Origin of the sequence: Paenibacillus glacialis, from assembly GCF_001637205.1 — a bacterium.
GTDB lineage: Bacteria > Bacillota > Bacilli > Paenibacillales > Paenibacillaceae > Paenibacillus_AQ > Paenibacillus_AQ glacialis.
Genome location: NZ_LVJH01000043.1, coordinates 45897 through 62763 on the forward strand (window position 1 = coordinate 45897; position 16867 = coordinate 62763).

A 16867-nucleotide genomic window follows, 5' to 3' on the forward strand; every position below is an offset into this window, starting at 1 on the left:
TTTACACTTGTCTTAGAAATTACTTTATTTTAAAGCGAGATGCTGCTTCCATCAATTCTTTGCTCAAGTTATCAATGGTTTCGACCATGTCAGATAAACTGTTTACCATGGCTGATTGATCCTTGATGGTCGCTGTTACTTCTTCAACGGATGCAGATACTTCTTCTCCCGAAGCTGATAGACTTTGTGCAGATTCTAACACCGTGTTCTTATTATTCTCAATATCACTCATTTCATCAGCCATCGGTCTTATCTGATCCGTAATCTCAATAACGTTGTGCCATATCGTATCAAATGCCGTTTCCGTTTGACTAACAAATTCATTCTGCTTAGTTGAGATATCTCTAATTTCTATCACACTCTGGTTATTCTCTACAACGTACTGAAGTGTTTGTTCAATAATAGCATTAATTTCACCCGACTGCTTCGAGCTTTGTTCCGCCAGCTTACGAATTTCTGTAGCAACTACTGCAAACCCTCTTCCGTACTCCCCTGCTCTTGCCGCTTCAATCGAAGCATTTAGTGCGAGTAAATTGGTCTGTGCTGCGATATTCTTTATCGCTCCTGTGATGTCATTGATGTTCCTTGAACTTTCTTCAAGTTTGGAAGTGATGGAAGAAATCTTACGTACTTCTTCATCATTCTTCTGATTGTTCTGAATCAAATGACCGATAACCTCTTTATTACGGTCGAAGACCTCAATAATATCCTCTGCGCTGTCTTTAACAGACTGCGATCTCGTATTGATATTGTTAATTTTGTCACCTATTTCATTAAATCTATCTACGATTTGCTCTGTGTCATTGGATTGAGATTCCGTAGCTTTGGCAATCTCCATCGTAGTTGTAGCTGTCTCTTCAATGGAATTCGCAGTTTGCTTAGACGCTCTCTCCAACTCTTGCGTGCTCATATTTAGAACATCAATGGTACTGTTCATGTTAGAAATGAGCTGTCTATTCATATTCACCATCACATTAAAACTATCAGCTAACTCCTTGAACTCACTGTTGTACCTTCCCTCTGCTGAAACCGTTAAATCTCCAGAAGCTAATTTTTTGAATAAGTTCGTAAGTCTCGCGATCGGTTTTGTAATGATCCTAGATATGAGAACTCCAACTATACAAGCAAGTATAAGGGCAAATATAGTGACTACCGTAATCTGTCGGAACAATTGTTGCAGTGGATTTTCAATATCCTTATAACTATCCTCGACGACAACAGTCCAATCCGCAATCGGAATCTTAGAGTAACGCATATATTTATCTGGGTACTCAATATTATCTCGTAGAATGGTATCTGTTGCCTTTTCTTTCATTAACGCTACTATTTCAGTCGCTTCCACTTTCTTACTTACAGCTGCTTCATCTTTGGAATGATATACCACAGTTCCTTCGCGACTTAAGATATATATAATTCCTTCTTCGTTGATACTAATGCCTTCGAGCTCACTAACGAAAAGGGATGCGTCTATATTACTAATTAATATCCCTAATGTTGAACCATCATCATCTTTAATAGGTTGCGCAAACACAACGATTAAACTATTAGTCGACTTAGATATAAGTGCATCACTAACAAAGGATTCCCCCTTGATCGCTTTCTGAAAGTACTCCCGGTCTGAGTTGTTAATCCCAATCGGCTTCGGACTATTACTTGCAACGACTATACCTTCTTTATCCAACACCATAAAAGCTTGAATACCCTGAGTTCCTTTTATACTTTCCGTTAGAATTTTATTAGATTTCGTAAATAGTTCGTTTTGAGCAGATAGGAATTCCTTGTCAGGTAGTTTACTTTCAGCTCTATCTTTCAATAAATCTTTAAAAGAATTATGAATAGATAGTAAGTATGTTGACTGTTTCTCTAATTTAACCGTTGAAAATAAACTCTCCCCAATACGATCCGCATTCGCATTCATTTCATCTTTACTTTTATTAAGAAGTAAATTTGACCCCGCCAAATATAACAGAGAACTAGTTCCAACTAGTACAATAAGAACAAGCATAATAACATACAAAGGAAGCTTTATTCTTAACGATACATTCTTCATTCTCTGATTCCATTCACTAAATTTCTTCATCTGACATTACCCCTCTGCTGTGATTTGATAAATAATAGATATGATAACTATCACGCTTTAATAGATATCGGAAGAATTATGTCATTATATAAGCACCAAAATAAAATAATAAGTCACCCTATCCATTACTGAAGATGCAGTTAGTCCGTTATATTGGTCTGGTTTTATATAAAAGGTAACTATTGACAATCGCGTTATTTACTTATATGGTTAATTACATAAGTAACTAACCTGTTATCAGGAGTGATCAAAATGGAGGTTGTGATGCAATGGGATTCTCAATAGATGACAGCAGACCTATTTATATGCAGATTGCCGAACGAATTGAAAATGACATCATTCAAGGGCAATTACCTGAAGAATCACAAGTCCCCTCAACCAATCAATTCGCGTCTTTCTATCTCATCAATCCCGCGACAGCTGCAAAAGGTGTAAATCTGTTAGTAGACCAAGAAATTCTGTATAAGAAACGGGGAATTGGCATGTTTGTAGCGTCCGGATCACGTATGAAATTAATGGAGAAACGTAGAGAACAATTTTTCGAACAGTATATCGTGACCATGGTTCGAGAGGCTGAGAAGTTGGGAATTACAGCAGAGGAATTGACGGATATGATTCGGAGAGGGGATAAATCATAATGAGTACCGTAATTGAAGTCAAAGGGCTTACGAAAACCTATGGGAAAGTAGCTGCAGTTCAGGATGTCAGCTTCTCCATAGAATCGAACAAAATATACGGGCTTCTCGGTAGAAACGGGGCCGGTAAAACAACCCTTATGCATTTAATCACAGCACAACAATTTGCTTCGAGTGGAGATTTACAGGTTTTTGGAGAGCATCCCTATGAGAATAACCGGGTTCTCAGCCAATGTTGCTTCATCAAAGAGAGCCAGAAGTATCCAGACAGCTATCGTATTATCGATCTACTTGAAATCTCTTCATCCTTTTTCCCGAATTGGGATCGTGACTATGCCTACTCCTTAATCGAGCTATTCAGACTTCCTCTAACACAGAAGATAAAGAAATTATCTAGAGGGATGCTGTCATCCGTCGGTATTGTTGTCGGTCTAGCAAGTCGTGCCCCACTCACCATGTTTGACGAACCCTATTTAGGACTTGATGCCGTTTCTAGAGGCTTGTTCTACGAACAATTGTTAGAGGATTACGGTAAATACCCAAGAACCATTATCTTGTCCACCCATCTGATTGATGAGGTAAGCCAAATGTTAGAACACGTGATGGTTATTGACAATGGCAAGTTGATTATTGACGAGGATGCCGACGAACTTCGCGGATTGGCGTTTACAGTTGTTGGTTCTACAACATCTGTAGAATCCTTTGTAGTTGGAAGAAATGTCATTGATCGCAAACCCCTTGGTGGGTTAATGTCGGCTACCATCATGACAAGACTCAGTGTCAGAGATCAACAACAAGCGAATACTCTTGGGCTAGAACTGAGCTCTATCTCTTTGCAACAGCTCATCATTCATATGACAAACGGTAGGATAGAAGGAAAGGTGGCGATCCACGAATGAATAGAACGATGAGTGTATTAAAAATGCATGCCCGAGATAAGGTGACGTGGTTTTACATCCCTCTATCCATCTTATTATTCAACTTCGTTATTAATCTAATCGTAAGCTTCATTCCAAGCAATTCAACTCAGATTTATACTGGTGGGGTTATACCGATTTACATTTATATATTTGTTATGGGTACGATCACCTTGTCACAGACCTTTCCTTTCGCACTTGGATTAAGTATTACTAGAAAGAATTACTTCTTAGGTACTACGACAATGATCACTCTCGTAAGTGCTATAATGGCTTGCCTTTTGTGTATAGCTTCGCTAATTGAACGACTGACAAATCATTGGGGTGGATTCTTGCATTTCTTTAACATTCCATACTTAAACGACGGGACGTTAGTTGAACAATTATGCATCTACTTCATTATCATGATGTTTATGTATTTCGTGGGCTTATCAATATCTAGTGTGCATCGCCGATACGGTGGATTGGGCATGTTAATCTTAGTCGTATTGGTAGCATTATTATTCGGTACAGGCGGATTTTCGTTCTATCAGTATCAATGGGTGGATACTCTCATTCGTTGGTTGAACCATGTCTCTGCCTTTGATATAGCCCTCTGGATGATTCCCCTCACCATCTGTTGTGCTATTCTATCGTATTTGTTACTGCGCAAATCAACTATATAATTCCGAAACAAAAAAAAGTTGTCCAGAACAAATATTCTGAACAACTTTTTTCAATTCACTTCAAGAAAAGACTCACCCACATAGTTATGCACAATTTGGAATATATTATCAACAATTATATCTACTTATTAACATTATATACCTGGTTTATCCACATAATTATCCTAGTTATTAACAATCATATTAACAACTACACACTTTTATCGTATATTGAGCCTTATGAGGACACAATAACACTCCATCGATGTTCATATTCCGCAAGTTTCGGATGGATATCACGGGGCTCCGTCGTTAACAGAAGTCGAATCTTAACAATCCATTCCTCAAAGGACGCAAATGTTGCGAATAGATTCGCTGTCTCTGGTGTTATGTATAGAAAATATGGTGCCTTATATTTCTCTGTTAGAAGCCGAAGAGCAGAATCCATAGGTGTATATTTCTTCCGCTTTCCTTCCCAACCATCAATCACTACTTTCGAGTAGTCTCGACCTTTTTTCCATTCGTGTAACCTTTTCTCTCGCTTGTGAAAAGCACTTACCGGTTCTTTTCGCATCCGCCTTACCGTTTCCTCATGTAGAGGATATAGCACAAGCTTATCAAATGAATATCGCTCTATACTATCAACTGCAAGATCTAATTCAATATCCGTCGTGTCTTCAAAAGTATCATAGTAAATTAATGTGCCCTTTTGCTTCTCCTGCGGCGGTTCATAACCAAATGGTACGGATTGAACGTTCCGATTCATGCCTTTCCCTCCTATAGCGAGATTGTTAGCGGAGTGTGACTTTTAAGATAAGTGCTCTTTGCAAAAAGTATCAACCAATTCAAGCTCATCGTCTTCCAAATCGAACTCAACATATTTCTCTGAAGTTCTTTCTAAGAGTTCATATTTCACGATGCCTGTCCGAGTCTCTTCTACCGTGTAGATCACTCTTACATTCAATCCGTTCTCAAAATATAGTTCATCATCCTCAGGAACATCAAGCTCGAGAATGAATTCGTAGCGTTCACCGGTCAAAATCTTGAACGGGTCCTTAATCAATTTCACAGTATGATTCGTAATCGTTAACATATCTTCATCCTTTCAGATCCCTAAAGAGGGGAACAATACCTCATCATACCATAATATGATCTAAATTGAACGACCGAAACACACATTGGAGTCTATACGTATAGTATTTGTCATTTCTTTCAAAATAAATCACTAATTATAATCCATACTTAAGTTTTCTTCATCCGCAATGCTTTGAATATCCTCCGAACTGATATTCATATATTGATATCCCTCATTGTCTTGCTTCTTTAAGGCCTTCTCTTTAAAAAATTTTGGACTTCCTTCACCTGCGTCTTCATCATATAGAAGCAAAATTCCGTCTGTTTTTCTAAACAATAAATCATCCCTCGCTGTGAACTGCCAAATTCCGTCGTAAGGTTGCTTACTCACCGCAGCATAATAATCTACACGATGTAAGATTCCATTATAATAATCTTTTTTGGTGTCCTTCCATTTCTCTTCTTGATTCAAGAATGCAGTGATTATGGATAATTTCAACTGAGGATATTGTTGTTTAAGTTCTATAACTGCCTCACATGCCCATAAATCCACTCCGTATTGACCCGGCGTAATTACCCATTCAAGACCCTCCTCAATGAGAGGAATCAGTTTTCGAATGATGGCTTTCTTTATATAAGGAATGCCTTTGTGTTTTTGATCATGAATATTCAGTTCATGTGCCCGATAACCTGTAACGAGGAGATTTTTCATTTCTAAGCTCCCTTTGAATATCTTTGATTTCTTTACAACCAACTTCTGTTCAATCTGTTTAGTATAGATTCCCGCTTCATCACTGTCCATGTTTACTATCTAAAATCAAATACGCTTATAGTTAGGAAAAGAACCTAGCCCATTGTTGAGTTAGGTTCTTTTCCGTTTCTTGCTTCTAGCCCGTAGTACCTTCAATGATGCAAGTTCTCTTGCTGTAAGTTGACGGGCATAAGAACGTGGTGACTTATCCTTCTTCACTCTTTTGACGTATCCTGCTCCATCGGGACGTGCTATTCGAGTCTTGAATATCTTCATCGCCCAATTGACCGGGAAGGCTACAGATACACGCCCATCGTTACTACCTGCAAAGTTCACAGCCGCAGCATAATTATCACGCTCTCTTAGCCACACAGATCCTGAGTCTCCTGGCAAGGATACCGGGTTCCTCCCTCTAACTACCGTCTGACTCTTAAAGTTAAGAGTCCCTAGACTGTCACCATAATCAATTTGAAAATCTGTATTTATAGAATCCACAACACCGCTTACCAACCCCGTTGTACGACCTACTTTCTTAAACCTCTCGCCTACTCGATATGTCGTTACATACCCGGGGAGAACACCAACCGTTGCATATCGGGGACTTAACAAACGGTTGGTTCGTGGGATAGATAAGGCTATATCCACCCAGTTACTTTTGTTTTTCTGTAACTTTACATATCGATATAATCTACCGACAGTATCTCTTCCTAATTGTCCATTATCGGCCCCCCCAGGCTGTAATGTTTCTGTCATCGCACTGGAATTACTGGGATTCAAGACATGATTATTGCTAAATATAAAACGTTGACTAGCATTGGGTACATTGGTGACGATCAGACCTACGCTACCAGAACCACCAATAGTTCCAATACTATAACCAGCTGGAATGGGGCGTATTCTCTTTTTATAATCAACATAAGCTTGTATCTTTCCTGATTTCACGAACCTAACAGGCACAGTTACCACTTTTCCTTTTGTCGTCATGGTCAGAGTGGATGAAAGTCTGAGCATTGTGGGAGACAGCGTATTGGTATAGATAATGACAGCTGCGCCTTTCTTAGGATTTCTGGGATCATGATAACCAACACCAATACCATGTACTTCAGATCTTGCTAACATCGCACGAGACATACGTTCTTTCATCGCATGTGCCGCAAAAAAAGTTGCCAATATTCATCACCTTTTCCATTTTGATACGTTATTGTATTCCAGATGAGGCAATTGTTTATAGGCGTTTCAAACATTTAAAATTGGACAATTTTATATAGATAAAAAAGTAGCTTCCCCCGTACGAGGAAACTACTTTACGTGTCATGAGATATAATAGACAGTTCTATGTTTTAGCTATAAACGTAAATGCGATTTGTCTTGAAATGTTAGTTGGGTTATAGACGACTACGACCCATTGATTGTCATTTAATGAGTAGTTAGCCGTAGCATAGGCAGGTAATGAGTTATTTCTTTCAATCCACCATCCACCACTCACAGGCTTCAGAGTACCTCCATTAAAAGTAAATGTGAAATACGTGTTAGGCCCAATCGTTCTAGAATATACGAACCGGAAAAAACCATCCCCAAGATTCTGTGTTGGCTTAGCTCTATTCGCGATGACTCTAACTTTTTTAATCCTTGCATTTGTTTTCTTCAGTACTAATACTTTTTTCATCATCTCACCTCCTGCTTATAAGTAATGCTAAGCAAGGGAGAATCGCGTGGGTCATTTCACCCTATCCATTTTCATCATTTTTTAGATTTATTATAAATGAACAGCACACACACAAAGGGAAATCACACGCCAACTAATTCTCTAAAAATTGTAATCACATCATACTCAAGCTGTCGAGATCATAGGCTAATACCTCGGCTACTCTTGTCATATATTGAATGCGCTTTCTATTCATCTAAAATGCGTATTTGTTTTCTGTCACAGAATGTTCAATAATTAACAAAAGACACAAAACTTTCACAATTGTCTTATAAACAATTAAGGAGCTGATGTGGTATGGTATCCCCTAAAAGTAAACGAGATAGTCAAATATTTCTTATCTTCGTAGGTATCGGTGTATTTTATGCTGTATTTTATAGTGTATTTATTCTCTATTCCATCCATGGGCAATAACTTGTTTTCAGATACGTCTTTTTTTGAATTTGTTATTCATGATGTGTCATGAACGACCTCCATTAATGAGTTTAATGAATATACGAAATATTCATTAAACTCATTATAGGAAATCGTTCTTTTTTGCATTCAAATTTATCTAACACTTACTTTGTGAGAGTCAGTATAATGAATTTATCTTATTCGATTAAAGGGGTACTACATGTCTGAGTCACAGCGTATTGATTGTACGAAATGTTCCTATTATTATGTCACCTGGGATCCACAACTACCTAAAGGATGTAAAGCTTTCGGTTTCAAAACAAAAACCATGCCAAGCACCGCTGTTCTCTCTTCTTCTGGGAGACCTTGCATGAGCTTCGAACTCAAAGAACGATTGCGTTGATCATACTATTTGCAAAGATCGTATGAAACAATAATGATATCTCAAACGAACAAGGAATAGAGCCGAGGATCTCAGGCGTGACGTGAATACCTGGATTGCTCGGCTCTCTCTTTTGCACTCATGTGCAATTAGTATGTCTCTGCATTCTTTAATGCATGATCCCAACTCGGGAAATAAAACAATGCGTTCCGCATTAACTCAGGATCACTTTGCTTCACTTGTTTCTTACCTACTGTTTCTCCATTGGATTGAAGCTTCCTGATGCGCTCAATAACCTCATCGGCCCCCAGCGTAACATCCATTAGGTTTCACTCCTTTCCTATTTCAGACACTCATCCATAACTTTCCCATCTATTTCCTCTTCTATACAATCATCCTGAGAAGTACTAGCTATGTTATAAAGAGTATAGAAATGCCCTTTAATCGTTAAAAATTCTAAACTATCGGAGTATTTCTTTTTCAATACACTTAAAGATTGACCGAATAATTTCGGTATTAACATAGCTAATGAGCTGAGCCCATAATAATTAGAAAAACAACAATAAAGAAGCCTCATTACCACGTTTACATTGGTATTGAAGGCTTTTTCACTTGGTTAGGACTGATTAATTTACCTTTTCCATTGATTAATAATTGTACGGATATATTGCAGACGCTCCGCATCAAAAGGTTTCATCGGGTCGCCACCTTGTCTTACGGCTGAACCGAAATGCACACGGCTTACACCCGATTGCTGAAGAAATGATTCTAGGCCTTGTCCAGTTAAACCTGCACCCGCCATAATCGAAATGGACTTACCTTCCGTTAGACTTGTAAGCTTTGCAAGCTGATCAGCACCTTCCGGTGCAGCATCAAATCCTCCAGATGTTAGTATATCTGTAATCTCAGGATAATGTAGAAGAACATCTAATGCCTCTGATTGATCCCGAACCTCATCAAATGCTCTGTGGAAGGTAACCTCCATACCGTTTGCAGCATCCAAAAGAATCTTTAGATTCTCTTCATCTACCGTTCCATCTGGTCGAAGCATCCCTATGACAATGCCTAGCCCTCCGACCGCACCAATCCGTTCTATATCACGTCTCATCGTTTCGATATCTTCTTTATCATAATAAAATGAACGAGCATGCGGTCGCACCATAACCCGTACGGGGATAGACACTGCCTCCCTAACGCACTCTATTAGGCCAATACTCGGTGTCAAGCCACCTTCACGTATAGCCGTAATTAGTTCAATCCGATCAGCACCTCCGCGTTCCGCCATAATGGCATCCCCGACTGTGGTAGCAATAACCTCTAACAGCATCTAATTGACCCCCTTAATCCTAATCATAATCATATGCGCCGCTCTGCTGATACTGTTGCTCTTGCTGTACATACATTGGTAAAAGGTAACCTCATAACCACGGCTTGGTTAATCACTTCAACAAATTGTTGTCGTACGGTTTCATTAAACTTATGAAAAGGAGCACGCATAAATCAATCATCCTTGCTATCACTTACACGTCGTAGCTGACAAGGTAATGCTGCAATTCCGTATTATAATGTCCAATGCTGTATTCAATGACTCTTCCTTCGGAATCGTAAGAGTAACGGAGCCTCTTTAGTAGAGGCGTTCCTGCCGGAATTCCGAGCAGGTTCTCCGATTCAACCGATGCAACCGCAACAGTAAAGCGGTCCCGAAAGTTCTCGAGTTCAATATTGTGTTCTTCGATGAGATCGTACAAAGACTGGATATCTAACCCTTCCAACTCTACATTTGGGATGTCAGAAGTGAGAAAGTGCACATAATGGATGTACGGCTTCCCGTCCAAAATATAAAGACGTTCAACTCGTACACATTGCTCTCCGAACATTTCGAATAACTCCGTATCTTCATCATTGCGAACGATCTCTGATCCCAAAAGTCTTTTCTCAATTTTATGGCCTTCGCCGACCAAAATTTCTGTAAAGTTCTTTCCTTTTGACCATTTAGTAAACGATGTGTTGCTAATGACCTTTGTGCCTATCCCGCTACGCTTGTCCACATATCCCTCTTGAACAAGCTTTTGAATCGCATTGCGAACCGTCATCTTACTAACATTGAATTCGTTCTCTAATTGTGGTTCTGAAGGTATAATCGTGCCGAGTGGATATACACCTTGTAAAATCCGATCTTTAATAATCTTCTTTATTTGGAGATATAAAGGCCCTTTTTTGCGTGTAATGGACATGCGTCGTCACTACCTTTCTACATCAAACGCTTTGTCCGTCATCGCCTGGAGTACCTCGGCTTCGGTCGAAGTCGGCGTATCACCAACTACTGTATGAGCCAGCATGGCTGCCGCTGATGCATAAGCAATCGTACGCTCTGTCGTAAACCCGCTCAATTCTCCGTGAATGATGCCACTTGCGTAAGCATCCCCCGCTCCAATGCGGTCATATACAGAAAACGTTAGCATTTCAGAAAATTCAAATGCGCCTTCTTTATATATATAACCTCTGAGTGAATGCGTATTATCACGGTTAACTAAGCGGTGCGTACCCGCTATCACGGAAATACCATACTTCTCTGCCACCTTCGGTATAAGATCCTTCAGTTGCGCCAATGACTCCACTTCCTGCGTCTCCATTCCGAGGGTGAATATCGCATCTTTCTCATTCATCATCACAATGTCGGCAAAACCTAGCATTTCCTCGTAGTGCGGCTTTGCTAAGGTGTACCCATCCGTACCCCAGAGGGATGGACGGAAGTTGCAATCAAACACGACCGTTCCGCTACTCTTCTTTACTTCACTAGCAAACTCCTTCATCTGATCGCGCACCGAATCGTTCATAGCCAATGTAATACCACAGAAATGGACAATATCAATTTCCTGGGCAATCTTGCTGAAATCATAGGTGTCCGGTGCTGAGGTGTTGAAGCTACTTCCAAGTCTATCCGAATAAGTCACTCTACTCGGACGAATGCCGAACCCATTCTCTAGAAAATACATGCCCACGTATTTACCAGCTCTGCTGAGAAATGATGTCTGGATGCCAAGCTTACGCAAGTAAGCTGTGGCAGCTTCGCCTATAGAATTGTTGGGCAACGTAGAGACGAGATAACTGGAATGACCGAACCGAGATAGAGCAGAAGCAATATTTACTCCAGTTCCGGAGAAGGAATATTGTAACGAGCTTGCTTGAGCAAGTGATTCATAACCTGGCACTTGCATCCGCATCATAACCTCTCCGAATGCCGCAATCCGCTTAGCCATGGCGTTCGACCAGTTTCTTCAATATGTCGAATAATACGCGTACGTCTTCTGGATTCGTGTTACCTGTTTCTTTATCAATTATAGAGGAATACACGTGTGGAATCACCTGTTGAACACCTGCTATTAGAGCGATTTCCACGATTTCCTCGAAATTCTCCATATCGATGCTACCCGTCGGTTCCAGCGCGAATCCTTCTTCTGCGCAAGCCTCTGCCACTGCACGATACTCGTCTATAAATTTCAGACCTTCCATCGGATAATATTTCAGCGCGTTGCCACCCATGTCGCGTACGAGTGCAATCGCTGCTTTGATAGGAACAATAGCTTGCTCCGTGTTCCCTGCGCTGATAGGTCCCGTAGAGATATTCACATAACCTACACGGCCACATGGGGAGACAAGACTGTTAATCCAACTATCTCGACCTTCGAGATTAGCGCGCGTCGCACCTACAGCAGGGAACACTTGATTAATATGCGTTCCCCCATAACTCTTAGCAATTTCAGCAACGGCTCCAGCTTGACGATTGTCACCTGCTCCGAGTCCGATCGAAACGGCATCATCAATAACTGCTCCATGCGCTTTCATTGCTACTACGGCTTCTTGTACATTTGGGTAACTCTTAGATAATACCCCAACGAGAACATGCCCTTCAGCTGCCTCGAATATCTCTTTTGCATTCTCAATGTTGTTAGCCAGTACGTTTAGTGCCACCCGATTTTTATAAAGACGCTTTTCCATTTGAGACATATTAATTACCTCCTACGATTTCTTGGATTGTTGTTGCAATAACCTGAATATCATCACCTTGCAAAGGACGGGGATCAATGTCAAAGTATCCTTGCCGAACACCGTAATCACGGGTATATATTGCAATACCACCTTCACGAAGCTGATCGTTCACTTCTTTAGCTGATTTGAAAGCGACTTGCTGATCGATATGAACGCGGCCACGGTAGATGGCTCTGCCTGCTTCATCTTGCACGACCGATACCTTAATACCAGGAAGTTTAGACAATGGCATCAATACTTCTAATGATGCTTTTTCCTGTTCACTCTTATCTTCTTTGTTCATATATTCATCCAAGGCCTGAAGCAGTCCGAAAGTAGTCTCTTTACCTACTTTCATACTGCGACCGATCGCATGGAGTTGTACCTTTAGCCAGTCGATAAAGCAGCGTTTGCCGCCAACTATACCCGATGTTGGTCCTTCTATCGCTTTGGATCCGCTGTAAATTACCAGATCGGATACCTTCACATACTTACGGATATCTTCTTCTGCTGCAGCATCCACAATAAGCGGAATGCCACGGCGTTGAGCAATTTCCCATGCTTCTTCCACAGAAATCATGTTCTTCTGCACGCAATGATGTGACTTCACATACAGAATAGCTGCCGTTTGATCGGAAATAGCATCTTCAATATGTTCCTTACGCCCTTCGTTGGCATAACCTACTTCAGTGATTCTCCCACCACCCAAATAAACCATGGTCTCCACAGGAGCGCCGTACTGCACATTATGTCCTTTCAGCATAATGATCTCATTCTTCACGATCGGCTCTTGATGGAGCCGTTCACTTCTGCGGCGGTCTCCCTGCGTCACGATTGCTGCGACGGAAAGTGCGATTCCACTGGATGCCGAATTGACTACAACGGCTGCTTCCGATCCGAGAATATTAGCAATATAGTCTCCCGCTTTATCAACCAAATCGGCAATCTCCACATACTGCTGTCCGCCTTGCTTCATGGCTTCCATAACCGTATCTGTCGGGGCGGATACACCTAGAATACTCATTCGCCCGCTTGCATTGATAACCCGCTTCAATCCATATTTAGCATTTAATGAATGTGCCATTCACAACCGCTCCTTTTGCTTCAATATAGGTGTTCGCGATTCGTTGTTCTCCCTCGGAATCCGTTAGGGTAACGTCTCCTTGATTGACAGCGAACAGCGTGAGATTGGCTACATCTCCAGGATGAATTCGTCCAAGCTCTGGCTTATTCAGCCATTGCGCGGCATGGACGGTCACTGCAGCGATAACCTCTTCCAAGCTGTAACCCAAGTAAAGGAACTTCGTCAACACGCTCGACAAGCTGTACACCGGACCATTCAATCGATTACCACGGTAAATATCGGTACTGATCGTGTTCGGTCTGATGCCCGCACGCTTCGCAGCTTCCGCAACTTTGAACGAGAAACTGGCCGTTCCATGTCCGACATCAAGATGTACACCTCGGTCAACCGCATCCAGCAATTCCTTAAGTGGTTGACCTTCCACATCAAACAAATTATTCGGCTTGCCGTTCAAATAATGAGTTATGATATCCCGCTCTGTAAGTAAAGCCAGTACTTCCTCAATTCTTGGCGGTCCCGACCCGATATGAACCATGATCGGAAGAGACAACCTCTCTGATAGTGTTCTCGCTAGTCGAAGTGGCTCAATACCGCTGTCCTTGACGACACTCTTGCTAATACGTGCCTTCAAGCCAACTATAATATCTTGATTATCGCGGACCGCTTGTTCCGCCTTCTCAAGATCGATCCACTCCAAGCGTGATAATTCATCCACTTGTAGGAGTCCGATGTGAGAAATATTCAACATAGCAAACAAATTCGTCTTTGCCTTGATTCCACTAGCTCGCAGATCAGCTATGCGATCTGCGCCGCAACTTCCTGCATCAACGATCGTTGTTACCCCTTGCTTAACGCCAATCTCATCGATCTCATCACCGTAAGGATCGAATTCTGGAAACGCATGTACATGCATATCAATCCATCCGCTAGAGACATATAATCCTGAACAATCAAAACCATCTTGTCCGGCTACTTCACCTGCATCCGTCACTTCAACAATCTTGTTATTCTCGATGACGATATCCACGGATTGTTCATTAACAAGCTTCGCATTTCGCAACACTAATCTGTCAGTCACTTACTCTCACCCCCCAATGGCTAACCACTACTCTACGTGTTCCTCTATCCAATCTATCTACTTCAAATATACGAAGTATCCATTGACTAATGAATTCAGAATACCACAGAAGATGGGTTAAGTAAATATAACGTTATAATGTTTGTAAGCGCATTTACTTAATACATATAAATAAACGTCAGGTCCTGATTCCTTCCGTTAACAATATCAGAAGAGCATATCGTATCCTTGTCTGGATACTAATTTCATTTAACGGGAAAACATCCAGTTAATTTAACCGATACTCCATTATTATGACTTCAAACCGTAAATTAGGTGGAGAATTTCCAGGTAATAGAATTCAAATGAGTCCCTAAGGTGATCACCTTAGGGACTCATTTGAATTCTATAGAGTATCTAACTACAAGACCCTAATGAGACACGGTTGTAAGTCTATCCTCTTTGCGCTCTCAGATTATCTCACTTTACCTCTATAAGATCTCCTGACATTCGCTCGAACAGAAACCCTGCATCTCCTCTTCGCAATCCTCGCAACAAATATACTTCGCATCACATTCGTTATTCGTGCAGTTAATATAATGGGCGGAAGGTTTGTGACAATGTTTACACGCAGTTATCAGCGTATCTTCATCCGTATGGTTTATGGTTACGGACATCCGCTCGTCAAACACATAACATTTACCATCGAACAATTTCCCTTTTACTTCTGGGTCTTTACCATAGGTTACAATTCCACCATCTAGCTGATAGACATCTGTGAAACCTTGATCATAGAGTACACCCGTTAATTTCTCACAACGGATACCACCGGTACAATAAGTCAGAATCGGTCTATTCTTAAATTCGCTTAGATTCTCATTGATCCACTCAGGAAATTCCTTGAACGTTTCGACCTCTGGTTTAATCGCATTGCGGAAATGTCCAAGATCATATTCGTAATCATTTCTTCCGTCAACAACGATGACATCCTCCCTTTGCAAATACGCAAGAAATTGTTTGGGGTCTAATCGCTTTCCACTTTTGACAGCAGGATTTATAGGATTCTTATACTCCAAAGTAACTAATTCTTTTCTATGTCTTACAAATATTTTTCTGAATGCATGATCATCTGCCGGATCTATTTTAAAAACCATATCACAATACAGTGGGTTACTAAGCATTTCTCTCATATATTCCTCTGTTTGCTCTATGGTTCCTGATATCGTGCCGTTTATGCCTTCATCTGCGATTAATATCCTTCCCTTTACACCTAGACTCTTGCAATAGGCCAAATGATTCGCGGCTTCCTGCTCGGAATTAGTTATTTCTACGAACTTATAAAACAACAAGATTTGATACTTATCCACGATATTTCCACCTTTCAATCTTAAAGTTATTTATTGCACATGTAGTTCATTTTCTTCGATTACATAAAAACAGTGATATGTCATAGACATCTCACTGTTATCTTTCTTTTTTCTTTTTAATTAAATAAGTGCATCGTTGTCCGCCCTTGGCAAGACATTCGGTTCTCTCTACTTCTGCGTCGCCCAGCAACGATTCAAACAACTTCAATTCGCATCGGCAAGCATGTTGATACTTCGTTGCTACTTGCTCGATGGGGCAATTGTGTTCTTTTAACAGAAATTCTTCATCATTGATCTTTTCCCACTCGACCATATAACCATTGTCATTCTGAATTTCCGCAAGTGCCGAGACTCGATGTTCAAGATTTTTGCCTTCCATACTTGCATCATATTTCTTAACCATTTTATTTTTACGCCCTTCAAAGAGCTGTTCAATAGCCGGTTCTCCACAACTATCAGTAAGTTCATCTAATAAATCAAGTGTTAATGTATGATATTTACGGGGGAAGAAGCCATCTGCATGTTCGGTCAAACAATACACAGCTGTAGGTCTGCCCATCGATTGTCTTATCGTCTTTGAGGAAATGAGATTATCCCTTTCTAACGATTGAATGTGACGTCTGACGGCCATAACCGTTATTCCTAATTCCTCAGTAAGATCCTTGGTACTTAAATCACCCTTCGTCTTAAGTAGCTGAAGAATGTACTCCCTCGTCGAAAGCTGTCCTTGCTCTATCGTTGTCATT

General features: G+C 40.7%; 19 protein-coding genes. 3 read left to right on the top strand and 16 right to left on the bottom strand.

The features are described from left to right. Positions 1-19 precede the first annotated feature (19 nt). Positions 20-2080, bottom strand: a complete 2061-nt coding sequence (locus PGLA_RS19150) for a methyl-accepting chemotaxis protein (RefSeq protein ID WP_068535961.1) — start codon at positions 2078-2080, stop codon at positions 20-22. 269 nt (positions 2081-2349) lie between these two features. On the opposite strand from PGLA_RS19150, the gene PGLA_RS19155 reads away from it, so the two are divergent. Genes PGLA_RS19155 through PGLA_RS19165 form a run of 3 tightly spaced genes read left to right on the top strand, consistent with a single transcriptional unit; the run spans position 2350 to position 4297 of the window. Next, positions 2350-2718 (top strand): GntR family transcriptional regulator, encoded by a 369-nt coding sequence (locus PGLA_RS19155; RefSeq protein ID WP_068535963.1) that lies wholly within the window; start codon positions 2350-2352, stop codon positions 2716-2718. Further along, complete coding sequence (locus PGLA_RS19160) at positions 2718-3614, top strand: ABC transporter ATP-binding protein (RefSeq protein WP_068535965.1); 897 nt, start codon at positions 2718-2720, stop codon at positions 3612-3614. Before PGLA_RS19155 ends, PGLA_RS19160 begins: the two co-directional genes overlap by 1 nt. Next, positions 3611-4297 carry a hypothetical protein gene (locus tag PGLA_RS19165; RefSeq protein ID WP_068535967.1) on the top strand — a complete coding sequence of 229 codons (687 nt, stop codon included), beginning with the start codon at positions 3611-3613 and terminating at the stop codon, positions 4295-4297. Before PGLA_RS19160 ends, PGLA_RS19165 begins: the two co-directional genes overlap by 4 nt. Before the next feature lie 217 nt (positions 4298-4514). On the opposite strand, the gene PGLA_RS19170 is transcribed toward PGLA_RS19165, so the two are convergent. The 15 genes from PGLA_RS19170 to PGLA_RS19235 form a co-directional block, all read right to left on the bottom strand. Then, complete coding sequence (locus tag PGLA_RS19170; RefSeq protein ID WP_068535969.1) at positions 4515-5042, bottom strand: hypothetical protein; 528 nt, start codon at positions 5040-5042, stop codon at positions 4515-4517. 42 nt (positions 5043-5084) lie between these two features. Beyond that, entirely contained in the window at positions 5085-5369 is a 285-nt protein-coding gene (locus PGLA_RS19175; protein WP_068535971.1) for a DUF6509 family protein, read from the bottom strand. A 132-nt stretch (positions 5370-5501) separates the two neighbouring features. After that, positions 5502-6062: an SLOG family protein gene (locus tag PGLA_RS19180; RefSeq protein WP_068536023.1), complete on the bottom strand. Its 561-nt coding sequence runs from the start codon at positions 6060-6062 to the stop codon at positions 5502-5504. A 150-nt stretch (positions 6063-6212) separates the two neighbouring features. After that, complete coding sequence (locus tag PGLA_RS19185) at positions 6213-7274, bottom strand: chymotrypsin family serine protease (RefSeq protein WP_068535972.1); 1062 nt, start codon at positions 7272-7274, stop codon at positions 6213-6215. 160 nt (positions 7275-7434) lie between these two features. Further along, positions 7435-7770 carry a hypothetical protein gene (locus PGLA_RS19190; RefSeq protein ID WP_068535974.1) on the bottom strand — a complete coding sequence of 112 codons (336 nt, stop codon included), beginning with the start codon at positions 7768-7770 and terminating at the stop codon, positions 7435-7437. Between the two features lie 963 nt (positions 7771-8733). Beyond that, positions 8734-8907 carry a hypothetical protein gene (locus PGLA_RS28410; RefSeq protein WP_169810203.1) on the bottom strand — a complete coding sequence of 58 codons (174 nt, stop codon included), beginning with the start codon at positions 8905-8907 and terminating at the stop codon, positions 8734-8736. 308 nt (positions 8908-9215) lie between these two features. Further along, entirely contained in the window at positions 9216-9911 is a 696-nt protein-coding gene (locus PGLA_RS19200; protein WP_068535979.1) for a copper homeostasis protein CutC, read from the bottom strand. Between the two features lie 29 nt (positions 9912-9940). Further along, positions 9941-10081 carry a hypothetical protein gene (locus PGLA_RS28155; RefSeq protein WP_161487958.1) on the bottom strand — a complete coding sequence of 47 codons (141 nt, stop codon included), beginning with the start codon at positions 10079-10081 and terminating at the stop codon, positions 9941-9943. Positions 10082-10104: 23 nt separating this feature from the next. Beyond that, positions 10105-10818, bottom strand: a complete 714-nt coding sequence (locus PGLA_RS19205) for a GntR family transcriptional regulator (RefSeq protein WP_068535981.1) — start codon at positions 10816-10818, stop codon at positions 10105-10107. A gap of 9 nt (positions 10819-10827) precedes the next feature. After that, positions 10828-11844, bottom strand: a complete 1017-nt coding sequence (locus PGLA_RS19210) for a sugar kinase (protein WP_068535983.1) — start codon at positions 11842-11844, stop codon at positions 10828-10830. After that, positions 11837-12592: a 2-dehydro-3-deoxy-phosphogluconate aldolase gene (gene dagF, locus PGLA_RS19215; protein ID WP_068535985.1), complete on the bottom strand. Its 756-nt coding sequence runs from the start codon at positions 12590-12592 to the stop codon at positions 11837-11839. The genes PGLA_RS19210 and dagF overlap by 8 nt, the downstream gene beginning before the upstream one ends. A 1-nt stretch (position 12593) precedes the next feature. Continuing rightward, positions 12594-13697: a DgaE family pyridoxal phosphate-dependent ammonia lyase gene (locus tag PGLA_RS19220; RefSeq protein ID WP_068535987.1), complete on the bottom strand. Its 1104-nt coding sequence runs from the start codon at positions 13695-13697 to the stop codon at positions 12594-12596. Continuing rightward, complete coding sequence (locus PGLA_RS19225; protein ID WP_068535989.1) at positions 13675-14775, bottom strand: amidohydrolase/deacetylase family metallohydrolase; 1101 nt, start codon at positions 14773-14775, stop codon at positions 13675-13677. Before PGLA_RS19225 ends, PGLA_RS19220 begins: the two co-directional genes overlap by 23 nt. A 470-nt stretch (positions 14776-15245) precedes the next feature. Next, on the bottom strand, positions 15246-16124 hold the full coding sequence (trhO, locus tag PGLA_RS19230) for an oxygen-dependent tRNA uridine(34) hydroxylase TrhO (RefSeq protein ID WP_068536025.1): 879 nt from the start codon (positions 16122-16124) through the stop codon (positions 15246-15248). 94 nt (positions 16125-16218) lie between these two features. Next, positions 16219-16866, bottom strand: a complete 648-nt coding sequence (locus tag PGLA_RS19235; RefSeq protein ID WP_068535991.1) for a helix-turn-helix transcriptional regulator — start codon at positions 16864-16866, stop codon at positions 16219-16221. Position 16867 lies beyond the last annotated feature (1 nt).